Source organism: Accumulibacter sp. (genome assembly GCF_029255285.1).
Taxonomy (GTDB): domain Bacteria; phylum Pseudomonadota; class Gammaproteobacteria; order Burkholderiales; family Rhodocyclaceae; genus Accumulibacter.
Map to the genome: position 1 here is coordinate 87367 of NZ_JAPUVI010000023.1, position 26576 is coordinate 113942.

The window sequence follows — 26576 nt, forward strand, 5'->3', positions numbered from 1 at the left end:
GCATCGCAACGCGATCACCTTGCGATTGGGAGAAGGGCAAGGCCGAACGAACAGACTGCCGCGTGGTCTTGCTTTCTAGAGGATTTCTTCATCGCTCCGGATTTCCGCGCCGCGTGCGCCATCGCGGCCAGATGACAGGAGGACGGCCATGCAACCGGAAGAGCTGTTTCGCTTCGTCGCCTTGCGCGCGCCACGTGCGCGCCGGCAGCGACTGGATCTGGGGTTTTCGACTGGCTCGACACCCTTCATGCGCGAACTGCTGGACGACCTGCGCCAGCCCGACGCGTCGGCGCGCGCACTGGCGCGCGCCGACGCGCTGCTCGCGGGTGACAGCGTCCCGCGCGACCCCGCGCAAAACCCGCAGTTCGAGCGGCTCGAGCGCTTCCTTGCGCGCTATCGGCGCCACCCACCGGCGGACGTGGCCACGGCGAACGCGTTGGCCGTCGATGTCTTCGGCCGTGATGCAGCGGCGGTCATCGCCAACCGCCGCTTCGGCGCGGCGGAGCGGAACGCCCGCGACGCCGTCGTCGCCCTGAAACTGCGTTCGGCCGGCCGGGCGGGCTTGCTTGCCCGCTATACGCGCATCGTGCAGTGCGCGGACTTTCTGCGCCGGCTGGCGCGCGACCCGGAAGGCATCGACTTCGCGCGCCCGTCCGCCGCGCTCGCGCGCACGCTGAGCCTGCCGGTCGAATTCGCGGCGCTTGCCGTGCGCGCCGGCCCGCCGACCGATACGCCCGAGGAACCCACGGAGGAAGGCGACGCCGCCGGGGCCGGGCGCGAGATCGAAAGCCGCGTCTCCGCCCTCGATCGTGCCCTGGTCGAACTTTCCGCCAACGCCACCCAGCTCGAACGGCGCACGGCCACGACGCCTGCCGCGCAAGCGGCGCTGGTGCTCTCCGCCCGGGCGCGCGAGCGCCTTTCCGCGCCGACGCGCGCGCTGCTCGCGAGCGAGCGGATCAACCTCGCCACGACCGCGTTCGGCGAGGCGATCGACGCCCTGCACGGAGCCCGGGCCGCGCTGGTGGCGGCCTTGCCTGCCGGCGACGGCGATGTGGACGCGGGCGACGGCGACCAGGCGCGCACGGCGATCGCCGCGCTGGTGCTGCCGCAACCGGCGGCGCAACCGTCGATTCCGCTCGACCCGGCGTTCGTCGATCCGGGAACGATGCCGCCGACCACGGTCGGGCCGCTGCGGCCGACCGGCGTGGGCCAGCTTCTCATCGTGCGCCAGCAACTCCTGCGCTACGAGGCGGCCGACATCAGCCACGTACACAACGTCATGCGCTCCGAAACGCAGTCGCGCAGCACGCGGCGCCTGACGCGCAGCGAAGAAACTTTCCAGACCGAAGAAGAGAGAAGCAGCGAAGAGGAACGCGACCTGCAAAGCACGGAGCGCTTCGGGCTGCGTACGGAAATCGAAAATACCCTCGCCAACACGCGCCAGTTCAATGTGGGCGCGTCCGTGTCGGCCGGCTACGGCCCGTTCGTGCAGGTCGAGGCTTCGACCCAGTTCGAAACCTCGGCCTCGTCCGAACAGGCGGAATCCTCGGCCACCGAATATGCGCGCGAGGTCACCGAAAGCACGGCCAAGCGCGTCGCGCATCGCGTGCGTACGCAGCAGACGCGTACCACGCTCGAAGAATTCGAGGAAAACAACAGTCACGGCTTCGACAACAGCGCTGGCGACAGCCACGCGGTCGGCATCTATCAATGGCTCAATCGCGTCTATCGGATGCAGATTTACGACTATGGCGTGCGCCTGCTGCTCGAATGCACGGTGCTGGAGCCGGCGGCCCTCTACCTCAATGCGCTGAAGTCGCAGATCGTCAAGCCGGCCGGGCTCAACCAACCGAAGCCGCTGACGATCAGGCCCGACCAGATCACTACGGGCAACTATCGCCAGCACGTCGCCACTTATCGTGCCGAGGACGTGAAGGCGCCACCGCCCGAGCGGCGCACGGTCGCGCACACCTTTTCCCACAATTCGCCAGACGGCACGCGCGTCGAACACGCCGCCGAAACGAACCTGATCGTACCCGAAGGTTACCGTGCCTACGAGGTACGCGCCGCGATCGTCATGGACCCGCCCGTGGCGCCAGCGCTGCCGCCGGATTTCGGCGGTGACGACGGCGGCGGTCCGGCGTTGGCCGACGACCCGACCAACCGCGTCGACATCCTCGTCGCGCACCAGCGCGTCTTCCGGCACCAGGCCGTCGACGGCGGCAGCGTCACTGTCACGGAAGACCAATACGATCCGCTGGACCTGCCCGAAGGCGAGGTGCCGGTCGCCGTCAATGCCGTGAACGTGCGCTCCTATGCGGCCACGGTAACGGTCGTCTGCGTGCGCACCGCGCACGGCTTCGAGAAATGGCAGCTCGACACCTACGCGGCGCTGGCGCGCGCCTACGCCGCGCGCAAGACCGAATACGAAGAAAAGCTCGCGTCGCTCGCTGCCGCGCAGGGGGTCACCCCCGAAGGGCGCAACCCGGCCATGAACCGCATCCTGGAGCGCAACGAAATGAAACGCCTCGCGATCATGATGCTGAGCGGTCAGCGCTTCAGGTCGACGGCCGTGCCGCTGTCGCCGCAGGCTGCGGAATTCGATTTCGACCGCATGCTGCGCGCCGGCCGCTACGCGCGCTTCTGGGAAAGCGTGATCGACTGGCGCAATCTCGATTACGAATTCCTGCCCTACTACTGGGCGCGCCAGTCGACCTGGGGCCGGCTGTTGACCGAGGGCGAAGACCCGCTGCACGCGCAGTTCATCGCCGCCGGCGCAGCGACGATACGGCTCGCCGCGACGCCAGGCATGGAAGCGGCTCTGCTGCACTTTTTCGAGACGGGTGAAATCTGGGATGGCGGCGAATTGCCCGCTGTCACGCGCGACGATTTTGTCGCCTTCCTGGAAGAGATTGCCGAGCGCCGGCCCGACCCGGTCGATGCGGGCGTGGCACCGCTGGGCGGCATGCCGTCCGTGGAAATTCCGGTCGGCGACCCCTGGGAAGTCACGCTGCCGACCACCCTGGTACGGCTGCGCCCGGACAACACGCTGCCGCAGTGGCAGCAGGAGGCCGACGGACGCTGGGTCGAGGCGGAAGCCTAGAGCGGCGGGCAAGATGGCACGGGAGAGCCCCGCCGACCGCTATTTTCTGGACGAGGTTGCGAGCAGCGATCCGTTTTTCCGCGCGCCGATGCGGCGCTCATGCCTGGTCGAACCGCTGGTGGACCGTGCTCCGGCGCTGGCGGCCATCGAACGCGCGATAGCGGCGGCCCGCCGGAGCGTCATGCTCGCGGGTTGGGTGTTTCTGCCCGCGACGCCGCTGCTCGATGCGGGCGTGGGCAAGCTGACGCGCGGGCGAACCTGGCTCGACCTGGTCGAATTCGTGCTCACCCAAGCGGAGCCGGTCAACGTTCGCCTCATCGTGACCGATTTCGACCCCTTGTTCGAAGCCGGCAATCACCGCCTGTGCTGGAGCGCGCTCTCCGAATTCGCCAGGCTGCGGGCGCGCCTGCCTGCGGACCGGCGAGCCAACTTCGAATTCATAGGCAGCCTGCACGGATTCTTCCTGACGCCATCCTTCCTCACCCTGGGTTTCCTGTCGCTGACCGAGCAGATAAAGGTGCTGGTCGCCGAATACAACAAAGCGAAGTTCGTGACCGCCCTGGCGCGCTATAGACGCACGCCGGGCCACTGGTCGAGCATCGACGTGGACGAAGGGAAACGCCGCTTCGCGATGAGCGGCACGCCGGAGACGCGTGTGTTCCTGGCCAGCCACCATCAGAAGACCTGCGTCGTCGACGGCGAGGTCGCCTTTTGCGGAGGCATGGATATCACTCCGCTGGCGCTCGACAATCCGACGCACGCGACGCGCCGCCATCCCTTCCGCAAGGGCGAAAACGACCTGTCGTGGCACGACCTGCACGCGCGCCTGGAAGGCGACGTCGTCATCGACCTCGAACGCAACTTCCGCGAGCGCTGGAATCTGGAACTGTTGGCCTTCAGCGCGCGCATCGGCGGCTTCGCGGCCGTCATGCCCGCGAAAGGGGAACTGCCGTTCTCTGCGCTGACCCCGATCCGCGACCCTGGCCGCCGCACGGGCCGGACGCCGGGCACCGACGCCGCCCAGGTGCTGCGCACGATCAGCGCCGACAAGGCCGGGCAGTTCGTGCCGGAAATCAAGCGCGAAGACATCTTCGAGGCCTATGCCAGGGCGATCGGCGGGGCCGAGCAATACGTCTACCTGGAAAACCAGTATTTCCGTTCGACGCCGCTCACCGACGCCATCATCGCCCGTCACGCCGAAGCACCGCGACTCCAGGTGATCCTGGTCATTCCGGTGGCGCCGGAAGAGCTGACCGATCTGGCCGCCGCCGACCCCAAGGCGCTGCACCCCGTGGCCGTGCAGATCAAGGAACTCAAGCGCCTGCAGGCGGCGTTGGGACCGAATTTCGGCGTGTTCTCGCTGGTGCTGCCGCAACGCGCGCGACGCAGGAAATTCACCGACGTCGCCGGCAGTCCGCAGCTCTACGTGCACAGCAAGATTTGCATCGTCGATGACGAATTCGCGACCATAGGCTCCGCCAACGCCAATGGCCGCAGCTTCGCGATGGACACGGAACTGAACGTCGGCTGGTTCCAGCGTTCGCACGTCAAGCGCTTCCGGATCGACCTGTGGCGCCATCTGCTCGGCCGCGCGGCCGCGGACGTCGATACCTGGCCCGCCACCGCGTTCACTGCCACATGGCGCGCCATCGCCACCACCAATCTCCTCGCTCCGCCCGCCGCCCGCTCCGGCTTCGTCGTTCCCCACGACTTCGCGGCGCTGGACGCCGTGGCCAAGGAAATGCCGCTGGTGCCGCCAACCTTCATCGATATCGCGGACATCCTGCCGGAATCGGCCTCGCCCGACCTCGTTTCCGCCGACGAATCGCGCGACGAGCTGGCGGCTGCGCCGCTGAGCTGAGACGGCGCGAGGAAATCGTCGCGCGCAGGCCGAGATGCCAGCAGCCTGCCGGACTTGCGGCTGGCTCGTTGCCTGACATGTAAGCGTCCATCCGCCCCACCGGTAAAACACTGGCGATCTTGTTCACTCTTCGGGTTTTCGACAGGAGACCGAGATGGACAAGAGTGGGGAACGGGAAGCGTACTGGCGAGAGCAGGTGGACGCCTGGCGGGCAAGCGGCGGGCCATTGAACACCGATACGGTATCGCGGCGATCAATCCACCTTGTGGAAACTCATGCCGGGGCTGGCAGGGTTCAACTGCAAGTCGAATGCTGTCGCCTCGACAGCCTTCTGCTCGTCGCCCGTCAGGCGCCCCAAACTGTCGGTGAAGGTGTCGGCAATGCGGAATTTCATGGGAGAGTCGGTCGGATCAGGCAATCAAACGCAAGATTCCGTCGCGGAACTTGGCGAAACTGGGGGACTTGTTCTTTCCCAAATTCATGTGGCGCGAAATGGCTTCGGCCCATTCGTGCTTGACTTGCCCAGGCAAGGGGCCGCCGATTCTGCGTATTGCCGCGCTTCCTCCCGGAAACACCGCATCAGCGAGGCGTTCCCATGTGCCGCAAATGCTGTCTTGCTCATAGCGATCCAGCACAGCCACTTTCGCTCTTGGGTAAGCCAAAAGGATCGCCTCTCTGTCACCTAGAAGCCAGGCTTCCATCTCTTCGATTGCCAATCGGAAAAGCGTATTTGGGACGGGATTGCACTGCGCCAGAAGCGCTTTCAACTCCGCTAGAAATGCCTTGCAATCCCGATGGTCAGTGTCGACTACAACCACAACAGCGTCGACACCAGGGGTCTTGCCGTATCCAGCCAACAATCTTGGAAGCCGATTGAGCAGGGCACGCTTTGCAGGGTCACCCCCAGCGGCCAGATTGGGTGGCAGGCGCCCTATCCCCTTGTACGGATGAATGCGCCAAGTATGTGGCTCATCATAGTTCCCGATCAAAGCAGGCAGCAAGGTCTCGATCAACTTGGCTCCCGAGCCGTCCTCCACAAGCACTTCGATATGCATGGTTCAGTTCGCGTCCAGATAGTCGCTGTACCAGAGGCTACCGAGCGGCAAACCCTCATCGACCAGATTCCTCACCAATGCTAGGTCGGATACGCGTTGCACCGTCGAGTAACCGTCCGCGCCCTTTTTCAGTATCCAGACTTCCTGGGGAGTCAGCGCGTCCACGAAGTAAGGCTGATGCGTCGTCACGAAAATCTGCGGCGCGTTCTTCTTTCCAGTCGCGTGGTTTCGCAATTCGGTGGCGAGCGTATCCAGCAACCTGTGATACAGCCCGTTTTCCGGTTCTTCGATGCAAATGAACGGAGGTGGCTCCGGGTCTTCCATCAACAAGAGGTAAGCAAATATCTTCAATGTGCCGTCCGACATCTGCCCCGCATAAAACGGATCGGCGAACGCCCCGTCATTGAATTGCAGCAGTACCCGCTTGTCCTCCGTCACCAGGGTCTTGATGCGCTGGATACCGGGGATTTTTGCCGCGATCCGGTCAAGAATCGACTGGAAGCGCTCCTTGTGCTCCCGTTCCATGTATTGCACGACGTTGCCGATGTTGTCGCCATGCATGTTCAGGTGACGCTGCGCGCCGGCGGATGGAATAGAGCGTGCCGCGTCGGGGTGGAAGTACGACAGAAACCAGCCTTTCAGAAAATCCCTGAACCGTTTGATACGCGGATGCTCCTTGAGGGTTCCCAGGGTGGCGATCCCCAGTTGCCGGAGATCGGTGAGGGTGACGTCCATCTTCGTATTCGGCTCTTCGTCGCCCTCGCCTTCCAGAGCGGTGTCTCCCGCCCATGCCGTCCCCGAGCCCTGCGTCAAGCGCAGAAAGGGATAAGGCCGACCGAAGCGCTGGCCTTTTCGGCGTTGTCCGAGAAACTCGTAACGCACATAGGGACGACACGATTCATCCAGATCGATGTGCAGATCGTAGGTGATTGGCCGCTCACTCGTTGACTCGCGGTAGTAAATCTCGAAGCAGATCGGTTCGCTCGTGGCGAGCGAGCGCATCCGCTCGAATCCGCCACGCTGTTTTGCATCGCAGGCCGTTTCCAGGTCGGTGGAAAGACAATCGGCGACGAAGCCGAAAGCATCGAACAACGTGCTCTTGCCCACACCGTTCTTGCCGATCACCACGGTGAAGGGCGTCAGAGCTTCGGCCTGCTGCTGTCCGGTCGACAATTTGCCCAGCGTCACGTCGCGGAGCGCCCGGTAATTCCTCACCCGAAATCCTTCGATCAACGCCATTTTGTTCCTCCAAAAACGCCCAGCCACTTAAGCATCGTTACACCCTGAACACCTTCATCACCTCATCCCCCAGGTGATTGATGACCTTCACCGCGATTCGCCCGGATTTCGGTTTCTCGAATGGGCGCGAGGTGTCGCTGTTGAGCGAGGCCCAGGCTTCGGCGTCGATCTCGGCCTTCAGCGTGGTCTTCAATGCGCGGTAGGGGTCGTTGGCGCCGAGGAAGTAGGCATGGCGGACGAAGAAGCTTTCCTCGTTGTAGTCCGTGTCGACGAACCAGCAGGCGATGCCGTCGGCGCCATCGCTGATGACCTCGCCGGTCTGCGGCTTGAACACGTCGACACCATTCACCTTCACGCGTAGGGTGTCGTGGTCTTCCCGGATCAGCGTGATGTCCGGCTCGCCGAAAATCACGAACAGGTTGCCCTTGCCGGTGTTCTTGAGGTCTTCGGCCATGTGCAGGTCGGCGTTCATGCGCGCCTTGAGCACCGGCAGCTTGCCGAGCTTGGAAAACTCCGTGGTGTGCGCCTCGAAGTTGAAGGCGCAGGCGATCAGCACGTCGAAACCGGCATCGGCGGCCTCGCGTGCCGCCTCGACCAGATCGGCGCGCTGCACGGTGCCGAATTCGGGGCCGATGAAGATGGCGGCACGCTTTTCCACGCCTTCCGCTTCCAGGTAGCGGCCTTCCGCACAGACCATGTCACCCGGCCAGGCGACCAGCGAAATGAAGGCAATGCGGTCGGCCTTGTGCGCCTGCTGCACGCCGGCGGTCTTGAGGTTGTCCAGAATCATCTGCGGGAAAGACTGCTTGACCGCATACTTGGCCTCCTGCTGGCGCAGAGTGTCGATCAGTTCGTCGTCTTCATCGACGCCCAATACGCGATGCGGACTCAGGCTCTCGACGGTGAACGGCCCCGCCACGCGCACCGCCTTCCTGTTCTCGTAGGGCTTGTCGTAGAGATACTCGAATTCGGCTTTGGCGGCGATGGAGGCGTCGATTTCCTTCTGCCGCGCGATACGCGCCTGCCACCAGTCGGCGTGGAGCTTCTTCGTCGCGTCCGGCCAGTTCGCATCGGCCTCGCGAGGAATTTCCCATTCCTGCCAGCACTTCTTCAGCGCGGCATTCATTGACTCGCGCAGAGGCTCCAACTTGGCCTGCCATTGCTCCCAGATCACGTCGATCTCCGCATTGTTGGCGATTGATCCTGACGTAATGTAGGCACAACGGCGATAGACAAAGCCGTGGCGGATGTTGCCATGGGTCGGCTGCGAACTGGGCGCCGTACGCGTGACTTCGGCCTCCTTCCATTGGCCTTCGCGGGAATCGGCGAGCAGGTAGTAGGGATAGCGGGTGCCCATGATGCGGGCACGAGCCAGCGCCAACGCGACGCGCGAAGTGTCGATGGTGATCCAGCGACGACCCCATTGTTCTGCAACCGTGGCGGCGGTGCCGGAACCGCAAGTGGGGTCGAGGACGAGGTCGCCGGGGTCAGTCGCCATCAAGATACAGCGTTCCACAATGCGCTCGTTCGTCTGCACGACATAGACTTGATCGGATGCTCCGCCAAGTCCATCCCACCAATTTGAAATGCCTTTGTATGGGAAGTCGTCCAAATAGCGCTTGAAGTCAAGGCTCGATCGCGAGCGAACCAACCTTCCAGCAACCAAGTTGCGCATCATCCCACTCAAACCTATTGCTGGCGTCTTAGACGTATGGCTCCAACATCGCCCTTTGGGGGGATGGGTCAATTCGCCATCTAGGCGTATAGGGTCCATCTGCGAAGCTCTCTCGCCACCATTGGTAACCGGCCATGGTCGGAAGAGGCGACCACCGGGGAACTGTTGGTCAATCCGTCTTGGGTAAGCACGGAAATCGAGTTTTTCACCCGACGAGTCAGTGAAGCTCTTTAAGTTCACCGTCTTTCCAGTCGGTAGCTCGATTCGCGAAAACTCGTCGATAGTCTCACTGTCGAGCATCCGCGCTTCGTAGAGCGTCCTGAACTTCGTTATCCCGTCGGCACGCTTGGACTTCGAGTACCACAGAATGAAGTCGTTTACGGGGTCCATCAATGAAGATTTTTGGCTTCCCTTTTTCTTTACGAGAATCTCGGTTACTACGTTTTTGTCCCCAAACACCTCATCCATCACCGCCCTCACCCGATGCACATTCTCATCGCCAATCTGCACAAAGATCGACCCCGAATCCGTCAGCAGATCGCGCGCCACCGTCAGCCGGTCGCGCAGGTAGGTGAGGTAGGAATGAATCCCGTCGCGCCAAGTATCGCGAAACGCCTTGACCTGCTCCGGTTCGCGGGTGATGTGACTGGCATTACCGTCCTTGACGTCGCGGCTGGTCGTTGACCACTGGAAGTTGCTGTTGAATTTGATGCCGTAGGGTGGATCGAAATAGATGCACTGCACCTTGCCGCGCAGCCCCTCACGCTCGGCAAGGCTGGCCATGACCTGAAGGCTGTCGCCGAGGATCATGCGGTTGCTCCAGTTCTGGTCGTGCTGATAGAACTCGGTCTTGTCGACGCCCTGCGGAATGCCGTTGAAATCGGCGAAGAGGTCGGGCGTCGTCTGCCCCGCTTCGTGCTGGCGTTCCTTCGATGTGCGCAGCAGGTCGTCGATCAGCGCCTTGGGATGCACCTTCTCCTGAATGTAGAGCGGCGGCGCATGGACGACGAGATCGCTCCAGTCCTGTTCGTCCTTGCCGCGCCAGACCAGTTGCGGGTCGAGGTCGCGGTTTCTGGACGACGCTTCCGCAGACAGCGCAGAAACGTCGGGGCGCGGGTAGCGCACCTGCCTGGGGTTTTTCTGCGCGTCGTCGAGCACCGACTGGTATTCGGCGGTGGGGATGTTCTTGCGCTTGGCGTCGTCGTGCTTGATCGCGTCGACGGATTTGGAGGCGGGTGGTTTGGCCATGGTGTCACTCCCGCGCGGCCGGCAAGGCTTCGCCGGTGAGGATGCCGTAGAGCGGCATGTTGATGTAGTAGTTATTGCGACCGACCTTGCGCTTGGCGAGAAAGCCGCCGGCCACCAGCGCATCCAGATACTTGGTGGCGGTCAGGCGCGAGACTTTGAGATCGTGCTCGATGAATTCGATCTTGGTATAGGGATGGGAGAACAGGTTGTTGATCAGGTCCTGGCTGTAGAAGCGATGCCCGGCGCGGATGCGATGCTTGGTGTCCATGAGCAGTGCCTTGATGGCCTGGATGGTGGCGATGCCTTCGGCGGCGGTGTGCTCGACGGCCGCCAGCATGTAGCGCACCCAGTCTTCCCAGGCGTCGCGGTCGCGCACTTCCTGCAACAGGCGGTAGTAATCGGACTTGGTGCGGACGATGTGGCGGCTCATGTAGAGCACCGGGATGTCGAGCAGGCCCTGCTTGACGAGATACAGCACATTGACGATGCGGCCGGTGCGGCCGTTGCCGTCGTAGAAGGGGTGGATGCTCTCGAACTGGTGGTGGATGAGCGCCATCCTGATCAGGGGGTCGGCATCGAACAGGCTGCCGTCGTTGATGAAGCGTTCGAGGTCGGCCATCAGCGCGAGAATATCGTCGGGATTCTGTGGCGGGGTATAGACGGTGCGGCCCCCTTCGCCCTTGAGCGCCGTGCCAGGCAGCTTGCGGAAGCCGGCGTGATTCTTTTCGAGTTCGGCCTGGATTTGCAGGATGTGGTTGCTGGTCAGCAGGCCGGTGCTGCGCACCGCCTCAAAGCCCACGTGCAGCGCCTGGCGGTAGCGCGCCACTTCCTTGGCGGCGGCGCTGCCGGCGCCCTCGGGGAAGGCCGCCTCGCGGAACAGCTCGTCGTGGGTGGTGACGATGTTCTCGATCTCGGAACTGTCCTTGGCTTCCTGCAGGCCCAGGGTGCTGATCAGGATGCCCTGGTTCGGCATCGAAGCGGCGACTCCCTTGAGCTCGGCCAGCCTGCGGCTGGCAGCGTTGAGCTGCTTGAGGATGTCCGGCCTGTCGAAGCGCTCCGATCGCAGTTTCGTCAGCGGCTGAATTGAGGTCATTTGTTTACATGTCCCGATTGACGCGTATAGATATATGCGATTTTATATGCACAATATGCGGGACATGCCAACCGTAGGCGTGAACGGCATTCATTTCCCCGCCACGGCGCCGATCATTCTGGCGAACTCGGCTTCCACCTTCCTGGCGAAGTCGTCCTGCATCTGGAACACGTCGGTGAACTCGGCGAACGCCCAGCGTCCATAGGCGCCGAGGTGATTGACGCCAGGCACCCAGTAGGTGTCCATGGTCGATTTCTTTTCCTTGGCGTCCTCGCGCCGGTAACCCTTGATTTCGACGAGCAGTCGCAGCAGGTCATGCGGCCCCTTGCCGTCGTCGACCAGCACGATGAAATCGGGCAGGTATTTGCGCGTTTCCGAGCCGTAGCGGTAAGGCACCTCGAAGCCCAGGCCGTGGTTCTTCACGTAGGCGCGCACCTTTGGATGCGCTTCGGCCACCCGGCAGAATTCGCCTTCCCAGTCACTGTCGAGCACCACCCAGTTGATATGACAGTGCCGGGAACTGGTTTGCCAGCGGTTGGGTTTCGAGGTATTGAAGCGCACATGCCTCGTCGAGCCGCTGGGGTTGTAGGGGTCGAGCAGCGCCTTGATTGGTCGTTCGCCGAGAAACTGTCGAGTGATGGCGGCGGTGATCCTGTTGCACGCCATGTCGGCCAATTGCAAATACATGAGCTGGGCGGGACAGGTGCCGCCCTTGCACTCCAGATGATGGTCCAGCCATGCCTTCGCGATGCGCTTGAGCTGCCCGAACAGGTGCAGCTTCGGCGGCTCTCCAGGATCGCGCCAGTGGGTATAAACCAGCCGGCGAGTGAGGTGGTAGAGCAGGCTGGAGGAACGAACGTCGCTCAGGTGATCGACAGTCAGGTTGACGCCTTCGCCGATGATGCCCTCGTTCCGAGTTTCGCAGGGACCCACCAGGTCGGGGGTCAGGATGAGCGTTGAGTCGTCATTGAATTTGGCCTGCAATCGCTCTTCCGGCAACTCGATGCGGTAGCCTTCGACGCGCGGGAAGGTGATTTCGAGGGCATCGCGGTCGGGGCGAATCGCCTTGACCTGTACCGTTTCGCGCGGCGGTTGCGGTTTGGCGATGACCGGCTTGGCGGTGAAGTCGAAGGGGATGCCGAACACGTCGGCGTATTCGACGTTGAACTGGCCTTCCTCGTTGAGTTCGTAGGACTGACGGCGCAAGGCGCGGCCGATCACCTGTTCGCACAACAGTTGCGTGCCGAAGGCGCGAATGCCGAGCACGTGGGTGACGGTGTTGGCATCCCAGCCTTCGGTCAGCATCGAGACCGACACCACGCAGCGGATCGAGCCGCCGAGCTGCCCCGCCTTGCCGACCGTGTTCATGACTTCGCGCAGCAGTTCCTGGTCGGTGAGCTTGTCGCCGGCGCGGGCATCGCCGGACCGCTCGACGATCTCGCGGCGGAAGCGATCGATTTCGTCGGCGGCCATGTCGTGGAACTTGTCGTCGAGCGCATCGCCGGCTTCGAGCTGCTCGCTGTCGATCAGCAGGGTGTTGGGGCGCGGCAGGGGGTTGCCGGTGGTTTCGTCGAAGTTGCGGAACAGCGGCAGTCGGCCGTTTTCGAGCGTGCTGCTGCCGTCGTCGTTCTTGCGCTGGAAGCCGGAAATGAAGTCATAGACGAGCTTCGAGATTGCGGTGTTCTGGCAGACGACGATGAAGCATGGGGGCACCTTGATAGCGGCGTCCTGCCAGAGTTTGAAGGTCTTTTCGTAGTGACCGTAGAGTGCTTGCAGTGCCGTTTGCAGCCGGGTCGGCAGCTTGAGCGGGTCGAGTTCCTGATTCGAGCCGCGTCCCTTCTTCGGCATGTCCTGGCTAATGTTCTTCCACAGATCGCGGAAGACCGGCAGTTCGTCGCCAGGGATGTTCTCGGCCACCGGCACGCGAGGCAGCTTGACGATGCCGCATTCGATGGCGTCCATCAGCGAGAAATCGCTCATCGTCCAAGGGAACAGCGTGCCCTCGGCGTAACCCGAGCCGCGCAGGAAGAACGGCGTGGCCGAGAGGTCGATGACACGGGACAAGCCAAGCTTGCGCTTGACGGCTTCAAGCCCGGAGATCCACAACCGGGCAGCCTCGTTGTTCTTCTCGGCTTCCTTCTTGTCGTCGCCTTTCAGTTCCTCGTCGTCGATCTCCTGCGGTTTTTCGCGGTAGCAGTGGTGGGCTTCGTCGTTGATGGCCAGAATGTTCTTCATGCCCATCAGGTCGGGCATGACGCGCTGGATCATCTGGCCTTCGGTTTCGACGGTGATGATTTCGTCGCCTGTGCGGCCCTTCAGCAGTTGCCGCCCGCCTTTGGAAATCTCGACGCGCTCGCGCGGTTTGAACGCGTGGTAATTGGTAATGACGATCTTGGCGCGGCCCATGTCGTCGAGCAGGTCGCTCGGCACCAGTCCCCGTTCCTTGTAGTAGCTGTCAGGGTCGCTGGGCTGGAGGACGCGCAAGCGGTCCTTGATGGTGAGGCCCGGCGCACAAATCAGGAAGCCGCGCGTGAATTGCTTGGCTCCGGGGCGGCGCACGGCGTTGATCGTCTGCCAGGCAATCAACATCGCCATCACGGTCGTTTTGCCCGCCCCCGTGGCCAGCTTGAGCGCGAGCCGCATCAACTCGGGATTGGCATCCTTGTTGGCTGCCGCAAGGTGTTCGAGCAGCCGCTTGCCGTATTTGGTGCCGGGCGCAACCTCGGTCAGCCAGATCGCCGTTTCGACCGCCTCGACCTGACAGAAGAAAGGACGAACGCCACTGAACCCGTGATGGCGCCAGTGCTGAAGGAGTCGCGCGGTCTCGGGGGTCACCTGCCATTGGCTCGGACTCGGGAGCGCACGCCACGTGTCGACGTGATTCCGCACCTCGTTGATGATCGAGGTGGGGTCGTACTGCTGCGTATTGCTGGATAGCCCCTCGCCCTCGTCGAAGATGAAGACTTCCTGCCTGGGTGTCTTCCTTTGCTTCTTCGGCTTCGGGATCGGCGTGATGAACTCGGCGCGACGACGCGTTTCCAGAACTTGTTGCGTCGGTTGACCCGACTCGTCCAACTCCCAATGCCGAGCCGGACGCTCATAGGGAGAGTTCAGGATTGGATGATCGAAGAAGGGGTTCGACATAGCGACGGCTTACACGCTGGCGTTATTCTTGTTGATCGAGTGGGAGGCATTGTCCAGCAAAAGCGATATTTGGGCCATTGCGTAAGCGTCAGGCCTCGACTCGCGCCGCCGAGAACGACTCCCCGCGCGACGGCAGCCGGCAGCGGCAGCCGATCGGGCCAGGCCAGACGCGGGGTTTTCAGCCAGGGGAGCTTTCGGCCTGCTCGCGACGATTTCTTCACCAGCTCCCGGTCAACAACTGCCCGAGCGCAAAGCCGAGATGGAGATCGTCGAGCCGGCCGAAGTGGTGCAGGCGAATCCGTCCGTGGCGGTCGAGCAGTACGGTGGAGGGAGTTCCGCGCAGCCCCAGCTTCTCCATCGTCAGCGGCACCGGGCCGTCTGCCGCGGGTTCGTCTACGCCGATCGGAAAGCTCAGACGGTACTCGTGGATGAACGCGGCGAGTGCCTGCGGCGACATCGCTGCGTGGTGTTCGAAGACGGTGTGCAGGCCGACCACGGCGAGATCGTCGCCGGCAAAGGCGTCGCGCACGCGCTGCGTCTGCGGCAGGCCGTGCGCGACGCAGGCCGGGCAGAGCATCTGAAACGCGTGGATCAGCACGACGCGGCCGCGCAAGTCACCGACGCGCAAGGGGCGCTCGCTGTTGAACCACTGCGATACCTGCCATTCGGCCATCGTCCCCGGCGATTCCGGCATTTACGCTACCCCTTCGCAGTCCGCTGACGCGCTCGACGAGACCGCCGACCCGCCGTGCGGTTCACTTGTCTTCCGATGACTTGAGCTCGCGCTCGAGGAAATAGTTCAGCGCCGTGCGCAAGGTGGCGATCGCCGCCAGCTGGCCGATGTCGTTCCAGTTCGGAGCGACGGCGGTGCGCAGGATGTCGGCGCCGAGCAGAAACTCGAGCGCCAGGGCCAGCGACTTGCCGAGGTTGAGCCGAATCAGCAGGCGCGGCGTGTAGCCGGCCGACCGCAGGCTGCTGTCGCGGACAAACTGGACGAAGGCCTTGAGCGAGGCGAGACAGATGATGGCCGCCGCCATGACTTCGATCAGTTGCGCCAGTTGCAGCGTCGCCGTCTTGATCAGTTCTTCCATCGCGTTGCTCCGGGTGAACGTCCGGCAATGATCGCACGAATCGGCGGCTACGCCGGTGTCGCCGAAAGATCGCGGATCCCGCCCACCGCGCGCGTTCGCGCATCCGTCTTTCGCTGGCGTGCGTATTCGTCACCAGGGAGTCCGTACGGGCGCCCGAGCAAACAGAGCTTTCCCACCCAAACGTTTCTCGACTGAAAGGATCCATGATGCTGATCGAAACCCTGCGTCCGCCCTACGCCGCCCGTCGCAACTTCTTTGCTCGCGGTTCCGGGCTTGCTCTCTCGGCGACAGCCTTCGCGCTGCTCGCCGGCAACTCGCGACTCGCGGTCGCGGAAGCCAAACCGATGGCCGACGTCAATATCCTCAACGTCGCCCTGGGCCTCGAGCACGAGGCGATCGCCGCCTATCAGCTCGGTGCCGAAAGCGGGCTGCTGCAGAAGCCGGTGCTGGATACGGCGGTGCTTTTCCAGAGCCACCACAAGGCGCATCGCGACGCTCTGCTGGCGACGATAGAGAAACTCGGCGGCAAGCCGGTGGCGGCGAAGTCGAACGGTGACTATGCTGCCGCGCTCGGTGCCGGCGGCCTGAAGTCGCAGACGGACGTGCTCGATCTCGCGGCCCGGCTCGAACTCGGCGCCGCCAACGCCTATCTCGGCGTCATCCCGTCGTTCGCCGAGAAGAACCTGGCCAAGGTCGCCGCGCGGCTGGCCGCGGACGAGACGATGCACTGGTCGCTGCTCGCCAACGCGCTGGGCAAACCGGTGCCGCAAGCGGCACTGACTTTCGGCGCCTGAGCATGCGTGCTGGCGACCACTTGCTGGCGGCGACGCTGCTGGTCACTGCCGGCGTTGCCAGCGCGGCGGGCGACGCCGCGCGCGGTGCGCTGCTCTACGAGGCGCGCTGTGGCGCCTGCCATAGCATCGACGCCCACCGCGTCGGGCCGCTGCACCGTGGCGTCGTCGGCCGCCGCGCCGGTTCGGCGCCCGGCTACGACTACTCGCCGGCGCTCGCCGCCGCCGGCTTCGTCTGGGATGCGAGCCGCCTCGCCGCCTGGCTACGGGATCCGGAAGCGCTGGTTCCCGGCCAGCGCATGGCTTATTCGGTGCCGGAGGCGGCGGATCGCAACGACCTCGTCGCCTACCTGAAAAGCGTCTCGTCTCCCTGAACCGGCTTCGCGTCGATCAAGGCAGTCGATGCCTGGCAGCCGACATTCCGGGCACCTGGCGGTGATCGATCCCGCATGGCCAGCAGCCCGCCACGCACCCGACGGGGCGGCGCGGCGACGAAGTCGTGCCGCGGAGCAAGGTCGGCGACGCCGTTCCCACCCGGCCGACGCCCCCGTGCGGACGCGCTGTGCGGTGCTCAGCGCCTGGCCAGCCAGAGCAGCAGCGCGTCGATGGCCGGCTTGCCAAGCCCGGCTTTCGGATCGTTGATCAGGCAGACGACGATCCAGCGCTTGCCGCCGTTGTCGAGCAGGTAGCCGGCGATCGCCCGCACGCCGTCGAGATAGCCGGTCTTCAGATGCGCACGGCCGATCGTCGCCCGGTCGCCGAGGCGTTTGCGCAAAGTCCCATCGACCCCGGCCAGCGGCAGCGAGGCCATCAGCTCGGGCATTACCGGGCTTTGCCAGGCGGCACGCAGCAACTGCGCCAGCCCATCGGCTGAAATCCGCTCGCGGCGCGACAATCCCGAACCGTTGTCGAGCACCAGTTCCGGCAACGCCATTCCCTTCTCCCGCAGCCAGCCGGCGATCTGGCGACGTGCTCCGTCGGGCGTCGCCGGACGCTCGCTGTCGAGGCTCAGGAACAATTGGCGGGCCATCACGTTGTTGCTGTACTTGTTGATGTCGCGCACGATCTCGCCCAGCGTCGGCGACTCGTGGACCGCCAGCGGAAGCGCGGTCACCGGCGTCCGGCCTTCGCGTACGCGGCCGCTGAAGCGACCGCCGAGTTCTCGCCACAGGGCGCGGAACAGGCCGTCGACCTGAACGTCGGCTGTCCACGGGGCCAGATGCAGCGCCTTCTCGCCACAGGCGGTGGAAAAACTGCCCTTCAGATCGATCGTCAGGCCGCTGGCCGTCGGTCTGATCTGCTCCCGCCAGTCACCGCAGGAATCCCGCCCAAGCGTCAGGTGATTGTCGATCCGCAAGCCTTCGCCCGGCGTTTCGACGATCACCCGGACGGCCTTGCGCGCCGGGTCCGGCTGCAAGGTCAGGCGTATGCTCTTGAGGTTGACCAGCAGCGCGTCGGGGCCAGCGTTGTAAGGACGCAGCGGGGCGTTGTCGAACTCGCCGGGATCGTGCGGCGGCAGCGCAAAGGCACTGCGATCGAGGATCAGATCGCCGCCGATCTCGCTCAAGCCACGCGCGCGCAGCTGGCGAAGCAGCAGCCAGAAGTGTTCGAGCGCCAACTTGGGATCGCCACTGCCGCGCAAATAGAGATTGCCGTCGAGTCGTCCGCCGTTCGGTTTGCCCTCGGCAAGCACTTCCGTACGCCAGGTGTGGGCCGGGCCGAGCAATTCGAGGCCGGCGTAGGTGGTGACCAGCTTCATCGCCGAAGCCGGGTTCATCGCCTGTTGGGAATTGTGGCTGACGAGTGGCGGCCCGCCGTCCACCGCCTGCACGACGACGGCGACCGAACGCGCCGGGATCCCGGCCTCCAGCAGCGCCTCGCCGACCACCGGCGGCAGCTCGCCGGAAGCGGCTGCCGGCCGAACGGCGCCGAGAAGCACCGCCAGGGCCAGGCAAAGCAGTCCACCCGGCCAGCCGAAGCGGCGCCGACCGAGCGGCGCCAGCCACGGGCAACGATTCGCCGTCAGTGCCGGTTTCCGCTCATCCGCCAATGCCTCCCCCCGGCCGGGCGCATCGTTCAGCCGTGCTCCCAGGGCGGCTGGTGGCTCAGGAACTCGCCGAGCAGGGAGTCGAGCTGGCTGAGCATCAGATGGCTTCGTCCGGTCAGCCAGGCCCGCACGAGATCGCTATGATGGCCAGGCAGTGCCTGGATGGCCAATTGTTCGGCGACCACCGAATCGTTCATGCGGCCGAGCAGGTCGAGCAGGCCGGCCGCACTCTCGTGATAGCGCTGCAGGCGGCGGGCCGGAAAGAGCGGGGCAAAAAATTCGAGCGCGTAACGCAGCCGCTTCAAGGCGACGCGCAAGGCATGCCGCGCTTCCGGATTCGAATCCTTGGTTTCGCTCGCCAGCGCCGCCACCCGCTTGGCGCGCTTGTTGAGCGAGCGCGGCGCGAAAGCGGTAATCGGCGGCTTCTTGCTTTCCGGCAGGGCGACCGTCGCCGCCGAGAACTCGAGCAGCAATCGCGAGTAGTCCGGCGAAGCGATCGCCGCCTTGGCCAGCTTGCGACAGGCCGCGAGGTGCGTCTTCGCTTCGCCGGCCAGCCGCTTCACATCGCCGTGCTCGGGAAACGCCTGCTGGATCGGCGGCAGGATCTCGGTGATGAAAACGTCCCAATTGCGGGTATCGCCGAGCTGATTGGCCAGCGCCCGCCAACGCGGGTCGAAGTTGCTCACGTAATCGGCCGGCAGCAGCGGTCGCCAGAGCCGGATCGCCGAGCGCAGGCGGCGCATCGCGACGCGCGCCTGGTGGATGAATTCTGGCGCATCGCTCTCGCGCACACCTCGCTCGTTGCCCTGCAGTTGTCCCAGACACGAAAAGGCCGTGCTGCGGAACACGCCGACGCTGCTCATTCCCATTTCCAGCGTCGCATTGGTCGCCCGAACCGGTACCAGAGGAGTCTCGGCGGCCAGCCGGTAGCCGCGCTCGGCCTTGCTGGCGGCTTCCGGGTGCAGGGGCAGATCGCCCTGCAGCGCCAGCGCGGCGGCGAAAAGGTCTCCCACCGGGCCATCGAGCAGTTCGAGTTCGAGCTCGCAGATGACTTCGCTGCGCTCGCCGGCGACGATCTTGCCGCGGTCCAGCGCGACCTCGATGCGTGTCCCTTCCTGCGGCGTCAGCAGCCATTGACTGCGCGTGAAGTCGGTCGTGAACACCGGCACCAGCTCGGGCGTCACCGATTCGAGAAAGCGGCGCAGCTTCGGGTTGTCGACATGCGAAAAGTCGAATTCGCCAGGCTGCCCGGCCACCTCCCATTCCCGGCGCTGGGCCAGGCCGCCGGGCGACGGCGCGTCGCTCTTGACGGTCAACAGCCACTCGCCACCCTTCTGGCGATAGCGTACGGCCAGCCGTTTGCGCTGCAGACGCCGGTCGGGGGTATCGTAGTAGGTATTGACCAGTTTCTGCCGCAAGGGCTGGCTGCCGGCCAGCAAGGGCTGGGCCGGCACGCGACGGGCGGCGCCCGCCGGCAGGCTCAGCTTGATCTCGGTTTCCAATGCCATTCCTGGTGTCTCCTCTGTGTCAGTGTAGGTGTGGTGGGTGAGCACGCTTCAGTGATCGTGGATGCGCAGTCTTTCGACATCCGGGATGTGGATTCTTCGACCCTCGACGACAATCAGACCCTTCTCGGAAAGCTCGTGCAGTATGCGCGAGAAGTGCTCCTGTGTCAGGTTGAGGCGCGAGGCGATGACGCCCTTGTTGGTCGGCAGCGTCACGGTGATCGTCTTTTCCCCGTCGGCGACCTGTTCGCGCAGCAGGTAGCCGATGATCCGCTGACGGCCCGAATGCAGCGAATACGATTCGACATCGGTAATCAGGTGATGCAGGCGCATCGACAGCCCGGCGATCATTCGGCGGCCAAGTTTCGGATCCCTGTCGAGTTCCTCGATGATCGCCGTCTTCGAGATGTGCAGCAGCAGCGAATCGGCCAGCGCCTGCGCATAGACCATGAACGGGCGATCCATGAACATGACGGCCTCGCCAAAGGTTTGCCCCTGGCCGAGGATGTCGACGACCTTCTCGCCGCCCTGCGGCGAAGTGAACGCCAGTTTCACCTGTCCGTAGACGATCAGGTAGAAACCGGCCGGCGTGTCGCCCTTGTGAAAAAGGATATCGCCACGCGCCGCGCTCACTTCGCGCGTACCGCGGGCCAGACGCGCGATTTCGTCGGTCTGGAGTTCGTTGAACAGCGGTACGTGCGTCAACAGCGCCTCGATGTTAACGCCGTGTGGGTGCAAGTGCATGTCGCATGCGGTTTCCGTTAAACAGCGGCCCGAAGCGGGCCAAAGGTCGCCAATATTCGCATTTGTAATCACCCTGGGCAAGCCCGTCACAGAATTCACTGCACATTCGCCGCTCGCCTGCCGAATCCACAGCGGCCACGGCCGAGGCGGACGGCGCTAGCGGCAGTTGTCATATTCGGCAGCCAGACCCTATACTGGCGCGTTTTTTTTCCACCCGAGGCCGCCGTGGATTCGCCAACGACAACCCTTTCTTCGCCCATGCCCGGGCGGCCGACGATCGCCGACGGAACTCCGGTTCGACTGGCGCGCGCCTGGTTGTGGCTGGGAGTCATGGCGCTCATCGGTTCCGGTCTGCTCGCCGTGCTGCTCGTCCTCTCGAGAACGCCCGGCGTACAGGATATCTTTCCGCTCAAGGACTTGTTCCGTGCTGCCCTGGTCGTGCACGTCGATCTTTCGGTCGCCGTCTGGTTCATGGCCTTTGCCGCCGTGATCTGGTCGGCCATCGGCTGCGCCGGACTGGCCGGACTCGGCTGGACGGGTTTCGGACTGGCGGCACTGGCCACCGCGCTGATGAGCGTTTCCCCGTTTTTCCCGGCCGCCGACCCGGTGCTCAACAACTACATCCCGGTCCTCCGGCAACCGCTGTTCTTCGCCGCGCTGTGGATGTTCGCCGCCGGCCTGAGCCTGACCGTGCTGCGCGCGCTGCTCACCACCTGGCCGGCACGCGGGCTCGCCGAGCCGCTGCGTCTCGGCGCCCTGCTCGGCGCCGTCGCCGGCGGCCTGGCGCTGCTCGCCTTCTTCTGGTCCTGGTCGATGGTGCCCTGGATCGAGGAAACCAATTACTACGAAGTCCTGTTCTGGGGCGGCGGTCACACACTGCAGTTCCAGCATGCGCTACTGATGGTCGTCGCCTGGCTGTGGATCGCGGCGCAGCTCGGCCGGCCGTCGCCAGCCTCGCCGCGCGCCGTTTCCGTTCTCTTCCTGGTCGCCGCCGTACCGCTGCTGGCCGTTCCGGCGATCTACCTGCTCGTACCGGCGGGTTCGCTGCCACACATGGAACTGTTCGCCAAGCTGATGCTCTGGGGACATCCCTACATGGGACCGCTGATCCTGCTCGGCGCCCTGTCGCTGTGGAGCCTGCGCGGCGTGCCGGCCGACCCGGCCAAATCGGCCTACGTCGCGTCCTTCACCCTGTTCGCCCTGGGCGGCGTTCTCGGCTACCTGATCCACGGCGTCAACGTCGTCATCCCGGCGCATTACCACGGGTCGACGGTCGGCGTCACGCTGGCGTTCATGGGGCTGGCCTACGTCCTGCTGCCGGAACTCGGTTTCGCACCCGCGGCCGGCCGGATGGCGGTCTGGCAACCCTACGTCTATGGTTTCGGACAGCTCGTCCATGTTCTCGGCCTGGCGTGGTCGGGCGGCTACGGCGTGCAGCGCAAGGTGGCCGGCGCCGACCAGTTGCTGACCACGCTGCCGCAGAAGATCGGCATGGGGATGATGGGCCTCGGCGGCCTGATCGCCGTTATCGGCGGGCTGCTGTTCGTCGTCGTCTGCCTGCGCGCGATGACGCGCCGCGCGCCGCGATGAAACCGCAAACGGCACTCGCCCTGGCTGTCGCGGCCGGCCTGCTGACACTGGCCAGCATCGCTTTCCTGGCTTATCGCCTGCTCGAACAGACCCGCTCGCCGATCGGCGGCCGGCCCGCCGACCTGATCTCGTCGCCGCAGTTGAACCCGCCCGACGGCCAGGCGGCGGCCGACGCCATCATGAAACTCACGCTGCCCGACCTCGCAGGCCGGCCGCAAGCCCTTGCGCAGTGGCGAGGGAAGATCCTGGTGGTCAACTTCTGGGCCAGTTGGTGCACCCCCTGCGTCGAGGAAATGCCGGCTTTCTCGCGGCTGCACAGCCAGTATGCCGGTCGCGGCGTGCAGTTCGTCGGCATCGGCATCGACGAGCCGGACAAGCTGCGCGCCTTCGTCGAAACGCGGCCCGTGTCCTATCCGCTGCTCGCCGCGACGCCGGCGATCAGCCAGACGCCTGGCCTCGAGATCAGGGGCCTGCCGTACACGCTGGTCATCGGCCGGCGCGGCGCCATCGAGCTGAGCCGCCTGGGCCGGCTCGACGAGGCGAAGCTGGAACCCGTCCTGCAGCGTCTGACGCTGCCGTAGGCCGACCGGCCGGCCGTCTCAGGCCTCGCCGGCCGGCGCATCGACGCTCGCTTCGGCGTACCAGGCAGCGCGCGGCAAGAGGATCGAGACCTCGGTGCCCTGGCCAGCCCGACTGACGATCAGCAGGTGTCCGGCGTAGAGGTGGGTCAGCCCGTGGACCACGGCCAGTCCCTTGCCACCCTCCGAAGGTACGGCCGCCAGCGAGAAGAAGGGGGCGAAAATGCGTCCCTGGAGCTTCTCCGGAAACCCTTCGCCGTCGTCGCTCACGGCCAGGCAGACGAACTCGCCGGAAAATTCCCGGTGGCACGAAGTGCAGGTCTGGGCGACAGCGAACACCTGGCGGCGCGCGCTGAGCACGACCGAACCCCGGTCGCCGGCCGCGTGGCCGGCGTTGAGGCAGAGGTTGACCAGCATGCTCTGCAGGTGCGAAGGGTCGATGGCCAGCGCCGGCAAGTCGTCGGCCAGGCGCAGCGCGATACCAAGCGTCGTCGGCAAGGACGCCGCCGCGACCGTGACCGCTTCCTGCAGCGCCGCCGGCAGCGTCACGCGCGTCAGCGGCAAGGGGTCGCCGCGCGCCAGCACCAGCCACTGCAGGATCAGGCTGCGCAAGCGCTGGCCGGCGCTCTCGATTCTCGCGAAGTACGTCGCGGCGCGCGGGTCGCCGTCCTGACCGGCAAAGATCGTCCTGCCCAGCTCGGCGTAGCCGAGAAGGCCGACCAGGAGGTTGTTGAAGTCATGCGTCAGGGTGCGTGCCATCGCCGACATCACTTCCAGGCGCTGCACCCGCTCGAGGCGAGCCTGCAACTGCTCGGTCAGCTCGTCGCGTGGCGGCCGGGTGCGCTGCCAGAACAGCAGAGCGCCGGCCGACAGGCCGGCCAGCGCCAGCAGGAGCCCGCCCTGACGCAGGGCCAGCGGACGCCAGTCGGCGCCCACCGCCGAGCGCGGACGCGAGACGCTGACGCGCAGCGGCCGCAGGGCGCCGATGCCGCTCACGGCAAGGTCTTGCGAGGCGCTGATCAGATCGTCGTCGGCCGCCGTCGCCGGCAGCGTGGCAAGCGGCACGCCTTCGCCGTCGACCAGCGCCACCTGCACGTCCGGTGCGTAGCGCACGGCCGCCAGCGCGCCCTGCAGGCTCGGCCGGTCGAAGACGACGATGGCCGCCGCCGGTCGCTCCCCGCCGCCGTCGGCAATCGTGCGCAGCAAGGCCGGCGCTGCCGCCACCGGCGCCTCCAGGCGCAACAGGTGCGCCCCGGACGAGCGCAGCGCGGTCGCCAGGTCCAGATCCCCGCCGTACTCCCGACCGACCCATTCCGGGCGGCTGGCGGCGCTCACGCGCCCCGCGCGGTCGACGATCATCATGCCGCCGCTGCCGGCCAGGGCGCGCAGACGAACTGGCCAAAGGTCACTGGAATAGCCGTCGCCGGGCGGCGCCGAAGCCGCGTCGACGGCCAGCATCGCCAGCGCTCGTTCGCCGGCCGCCAAGCGCCCGCCGACGATTTCGCCCAGCGCCTGCGCTGCGGCGCGCAGACGATCGCCCTCCAGGGCCTCGACCCGCCGCTGATACTGCAGCAGAGGATAGCCGAGGCAAGCGCCGAGCAACAGCCAAGCGGCCAGCAGAGCAAACCAGAGCGACCGGGAAGAGCGGCGGGCGGTCGCCATCAGCCGTTCACCCACGGTGTCCGGTGACGATCGCCGACGGCGATGGCATTCACGAGGCGGTGCATGGCTATCCCTGGAAGCATTTTCGAGCGGGCCCACCGCCCTGCGGCGACGGCGAGGATACGGCTTTCTCCCTGCTATTGTCCGTATTTTCCCGGAGACGCGATAGAATAATCGGCGCTCGGCATATCGCCACCGCCAGCCAATACGACATTTCGACATTCATGACATCACCCCAGAACCGGACCGTTTGCATCGTCGACGACGATGCGCAGGTCTGCCGCTTCCTGGTCGAAGTATTGTCCAGCATCGGCCTTTCCGCGCAGGTCTTTTCCAGCGGCGAGGACTTCATGCGCCGCTGGCGACCCGAGGGCACCGGCTGCGTGCTGCTCGACATCCGCATGCCGCGCATCACCGGACCGGAACTTCACGACTGGTTGCGCGAGCACAACCCGGAGGTACCGGTAATCTTCCTCTCCGGCTTCGCCGACGTGTCGACCGCCGTCCGTGCGATGCATCTGGGCGCTTTCGACTTTCTCGAAAAACCCTTTAACGTCCAGTACTTGATCGAACGCGTCAACGCCGCCGTACGGCTGGCCGAGGAAAGACGCAACGGTCTCCAGAGCGCCGGACAAGGCGACTGGCCGCACTCGCTGACGGCGCGCGAACGGGAAATCCTGCTCGCCCTGGTGGGCGGCAAACGCAACAAGCAGATTGCCGCCGAACTCGGTATCAGCGAGCGCACGGTCGAAAGCCACCGCGCCAGCGTGATGAGCAAGGCCAACGCCGGAAATCTCGCCGAACTGGTGACGCTGTACTTCGCCACCCACGGCAAACCACAGTAGACAGTAGGCGGCGCGCCGGCCAGAGCCGCGCCCGGCGCCCTCGCAGCGCTCTGCGGCACCCGCCGCCGGCTACGTAGTTCTACCCATCCCCCCGTATATCTCCGGATTGTTGCGCTTCCGGCGCGACCGTAGGATGCGTTCCGTCGAAGCGCAGGCGCTGGGCTTGCAGAGTTTCCCGACACAGATCTTCCACGAGGGGGAATTAACGAGATGTCCAAAACCATTTTCCTGGTCGACGATTCGGCGACCATTCTGCTCAGTGTGTCGAGCATTCTCGGCAAGGCCGGATTCGCGGTCGAAAAGGCGTCGAATGGCGAAGAAGCGCTGAAGAAGCTCAACGGCGGACTGAAGATCGATCTGTTGATCACCGACCTCAACATGCCGGGCATGAACGGCATCGAGCTGATCAAGAAAGTCCGCACGCTGGGCGCCTATCGTTTCGTCCCGATCCTCTTCCTGACCACCGAATCGCAACAGAGCCGCAAGCTGGAAGCCAAGGCGGCCGGCGCCTCGGGCTGGATCGTCAAACCGGCGAGCGCCGACGACCTGCTCAACACCATCAAGCTGGTCCTCCACTGAGAGGCGTTGGCCAGGCGGCCGCCAACACGACAATAACCACTGGATCCCCTTAAACCAGAGAGTTATTTATTGTCGGAGTAAGATTCCGCCTTTTCCCGACCCGCTCCGAGGTATCCCATGACCACACCGCCCCCCCCCGCGCTTCGCCAATACCGCCAGCGCGCCTGGCTCACCGGCCTGCTGGCTGGCGCCGCCCTGCTGCTCGTCGTCTTCGGCGCGCACGCGCTGATCGGCGAGGCCCTGGGCGAAGCGCTCGGCCGCTCGGCGGCTGGCGCCCTACTCGCCCTGGCCGGTCTGCTGAGCTACCTCGGCGTGCGCCGCGCCGCCTCGCAACTCCTCTACCACGACGGCGCCCTGGGCTTCGCCGAGCGCCTGCAGGACGAGCGCTACCGCTGCCCGTCGAACAAAGTCTGCCAGCGCGTCGCCCTGCCCGAGCTGAACGACGTCCCGCGCTACAACCAGGTGCTCGTCGGCCAGTTGCACAGCGTCGTCGAGCAGACCGAAAAAGCCGCCTACGACGTCACCTCGCGCCTGCAGACGATCGACGAAGTCGTCACCGAACTCAACCGCTTCGTCAAGGAGACCACCGCCGAATCGACCCAGCTGGCCAGCGAATCGGAAAAGCAACTGGCCGACAACCGCCAGCTCATCGACCGGCTCGAAGCCTTCATCGCCCAGCGCAGCGCAGAAAGCCAGCTCGACCAGCAGCGCAGCGCCGAAGCCGTC

21 protein-coding genes and 1 pseudogene are annotated in these 26576 nt (G+C 64.9%); 9 read left to right on the top strand and 13 right to left on the bottom strand.

Going from position 1 to position 26576, the window contains the following annotated elements:
- Positions 1 to 148: 148 nt before the first annotated feature.
- Positions 149 to 3103 (top strand): hypothetical protein, encoded by a 2955-nt coding sequence (locus Q1M07_RS02940; RefSeq protein ID WP_300450469.1) that lies wholly within the window; start codon positions 149 to 151, stop codon positions 3101 to 3103.
- Positions 3104 to 3200: 97 nt separating this feature from the next.
- Here Q1M07_RS02940 and Q1M07_RS02945 read toward each other — a convergent pair whose 3' ends face one another.
- Entirely contained in the window at positions 3201 to 3557 is a 357-nt protein-coding gene (locus tag Q1M07_RS02945) for a hypothetical protein (RefSeq protein WP_300450471.1), read from the bottom strand.
- Between the two features lie 63 nt (positions 3558 to 3620).
- Between Q1M07_RS02945 and Q1M07_RS02950 the strand changes: the two genes are divergently transcribed.
- On the top strand, positions 3621 to 4964 hold the full coding sequence (locus tag Q1M07_RS02950; protein WP_300450474.1) for a phospholipase D family protein: 1344 nt from the start codon (positions 3621 to 3623) through the stop codon (positions 4962 to 4964).
- Positions 4965 to 5217: 253 nt separating this feature from the next.
- On the opposite strand, the gene Q1M07_RS02955 is transcribed toward Q1M07_RS02950, so the two are convergent.
- From Q1M07_RS02955 to Q1M07_RS02990, 8 genes are all read right to left on the bottom strand, one after another.
- Complete coding sequence (locus Q1M07_RS02955; protein ID WP_300450526.1) at positions 5218 to 5358, bottom strand: hypothetical protein; 141 nt, start codon at positions 5356 to 5358, stop codon at positions 5218 to 5220.
- A gap of 16 nt (positions 5359 to 5374) precedes the next feature.
- The gene (locus tag Q1M07_RS02960) at positions 5375 to 6019 is read right to left on the bottom strand and encodes a hypothetical protein (protein WP_300450477.1); all 645 of its coding nucleotides are present in this window, start codon (positions 6017 to 6019) and stop codon (positions 5375 to 5377) included.
- Between the two features lie 3 nt (positions 6020 to 6022).
- A complete protein-coding gene (locus tag Q1M07_RS02965; RefSeq protein WP_300450479.1) occupies positions 6023 to 7258 on the bottom strand; it encodes an AAA family ATPase in 1236 nt (411 codons plus the stop codon).
- A 37-nt stretch (positions 7259 to 7295) separates the two neighbouring features.
- A complete protein-coding gene (locus Q1M07_RS02970; protein WP_300450481.1) occupies positions 7296 to 10181 on the bottom strand; it encodes a site-specific DNA-methyltransferase in 2886 nt (961 codons plus the stop codon).
- Between the two features lie 4 nt (positions 10182 to 10185).
- Positions 10186 to 11274 (bottom strand): Fic family protein, encoded by a 1089-nt coding sequence (locus Q1M07_RS02975; RefSeq protein ID WP_300450483.1) that lies wholly within the window; start codon positions 11272 to 11274, stop codon positions 10186 to 10188.
- A gap of 90 nt (positions 11275 to 11364) precedes the next feature.
- Complete coding sequence (locus Q1M07_RS02980) at positions 11365 to 14418, bottom strand: BPTD_3080 family restriction endonuclease (protein ID WP_300450485.1); 3054 nt, start codon at positions 14416 to 14418, stop codon at positions 11365 to 11367.
- A gap of 217 nt (positions 14419 to 14635) precedes the next feature.
- Entirely contained in the window at positions 14636 to 15112 is a 477-nt protein-coding gene (locus Q1M07_RS02985; RefSeq protein ID WP_300450488.1) for a TlpA disulfide reductase family protein, read from the bottom strand.
- A 61-nt stretch (positions 15113 to 15173) separates the two neighbouring features.
- Complete coding sequence (locus Q1M07_RS02990; RefSeq protein ID WP_300450490.1) at positions 15174 to 15509, bottom strand: DUF1622 domain-containing protein; 336 nt, start codon at positions 15507 to 15509, stop codon at positions 15174 to 15176.
- 206 nt (positions 15510 to 15715) lie between these two features.
- Between Q1M07_RS02990 and Q1M07_RS02995 the strand changes: the two genes are divergently transcribed.
- Complete coding sequence (locus tag Q1M07_RS02995) at positions 15716 to 16303, top strand: ferritin-like domain-containing protein (protein WP_300450521.1); 588 nt, start codon at positions 15716 to 15718, stop codon at positions 16301 to 16303.
- A 2-nt stretch (positions 16304 to 16305) separates the two neighbouring features.
- Entirely contained in the window at positions 16306 to 16674 is a 369-nt protein-coding gene (locus tag Q1M07_RS03000; RefSeq protein WP_300450491.1) for a c-type cytochrome, read from the top strand.
- Between the two features lie 197 nt (positions 16675 to 16871).
- Here Q1M07_RS03000 and dacB read toward each other — a convergent pair whose 3' ends face one another.
- Genes dacB through Q1M07_RS03015 form a run of 3 tightly spaced genes read right to left on the bottom strand, consistent with a single transcriptional unit; the run spans position 16872 to position 20596 of the window.
- Positions 16872 to 18350: a D-alanyl-D-alanine carboxypeptidase/D-alanyl-D-alanine-endopeptidase gene (dacB, locus tag Q1M07_RS03005; RefSeq protein WP_366983900.1), complete on the bottom strand. Its 1479-nt coding sequence runs from the start codon at positions 18348 to 18350 to the stop codon at positions 16872 to 16874.
- 26 nt (positions 18351 to 18376) lie between these two features.
- Positions 18377 to 19855, bottom strand: coding sequence for a CYTH and CHAD domain-containing protein (locus tag Q1M07_RS03010; RefSeq protein WP_300450493.1), 1479 nt, complete (start codon positions 19853 to 19855; stop codon positions 18377 to 18379).
- Between the two features lie 48 nt (positions 19856 to 19903).
- The gene (locus Q1M07_RS03015; protein ID WP_300450495.1) at positions 19904 to 20596 is read right to left on the bottom strand and encodes a Crp/Fnr family transcriptional regulator; all 693 of its coding nucleotides are present in this window, start codon (positions 20594 to 20596) and stop codon (positions 19904 to 19906) included.
- Between the two features lie 225 nt (positions 20597 to 20821).
- On the opposite strand from Q1M07_RS03015, the gene Q1M07_RS03020 reads away from it, so the two are divergent.
- Both Q1M07_RS03020 and Q1M07_RS03025 read left to right on the top strand, forming a co-directional pair.
- Positions 20822 to 22186, top strand: coding sequence for a cbb3-type cytochrome c oxidase subunit I (locus Q1M07_RS03020; protein WP_300450498.1), 1365 nt, complete (start codon positions 20822 to 20824; stop codon positions 22184 to 22186).
- On the top strand, positions 22183 to 22767 hold the full coding sequence (locus Q1M07_RS03025) for a TlpA disulfide reductase family protein (RefSeq protein ID WP_300450501.1): 585 nt from the start codon (positions 22183 to 22185) through the stop codon (positions 22765 to 22767). Before Q1M07_RS03020 ends, Q1M07_RS03025 begins: the two co-directional genes overlap by 4 nt.
- Positions 22768 to 22785: 18 nt before the next feature.
- Here the strand turns inward: Q1M07_RS03025 and Q1M07_RS03030 are convergent, their stop codons facing one another.
- Positions 22786 to 24426: an ATP-binding protein gene (locus Q1M07_RS03030; RefSeq protein WP_300450504.1), complete on the bottom strand. Its 1641-nt coding sequence runs from the start codon at positions 24424 to 24426 to the stop codon at positions 22786 to 22788.
- 224 nt (positions 24427 to 24650) lie between these two features.
- On the opposite strand from Q1M07_RS03030, the gene Q1M07_RS03035 reads away from it, so the two are divergent.
- The 3 genes and pseudogenes from Q1M07_RS03035 to Q1M07_RS03045 all read left to right on the top strand — a co-directional run.
- A complete protein-coding gene (locus Q1M07_RS03035; protein ID WP_300450507.1) occupies positions 24651 to 25271 on the top strand; it encodes a response regulator in 621 nt (206 codons plus the stop codon).
- Between the two features lie 210 nt (positions 25272 to 25481).
- Entirely contained in the window at positions 25482 to 25850 is a 369-nt protein-coding gene (locus Q1M07_RS03040) for a response regulator (RefSeq protein WP_300450511.1), read from the top strand.
- A gap of 117 nt (positions 25851 to 25967) precedes the next feature.
- Positions 25968 to 26576 (top strand): annotated as a pseudogene (locus Q1M07_RS03045) (chemotaxis protein); the annotation flags it as partial.